Below are 246 nucleotides of genomic sequence, written 5' to 3'. Positions count from 1 at the left end.
GGCGTGCGGCGTAAGGTCACGACCCGACGGGAACTGCCCCGCAAGCCGCGCTGTCAGCGCCTCGAAATCGCCCACGAATGAAGTGTCGAGTTTTTCATGCCGGGCCCCGTGCTCAACGGTTTCAAAATCGGCCGGACCGTAAGCGGACCACAATTCGGTCAGTGGTGCCTCGCCACGTGGGTCATGAAGGGCAAGATCAACCTGCTCGAGAAAATCGTAGCCAGTCGTTCCCGTAACCGGCCATTC

General features: G+C 60.6%; 1 protein-coding gene. It reads right to left on the bottom strand.

Going from position 1 to position 246, the window contains the following annotated elements; translation table 11 throughout:
* Positions 1 to 246 (bottom strand): hypothetical protein (locus tag P792_RS37825; protein WP_031241706.1); only part of this gene is annotated, 246 nt, incomplete at both ends.

The sequence above is a fragment of the Asaia sp. SF2.1 genome (assembly GCF_000505765.1).
Classification (GTDB): Bacteria; Pseudomonadota; Alphaproteobacteria; order Acetobacterales; family Acetobacteraceae; genus Asaia; species Asaia bogorensis.
The sequence above is the reverse complement of the archived record's forward strand: the minus strand, read 5'-3'. Positions and strand labels throughout refer to the sequence as shown.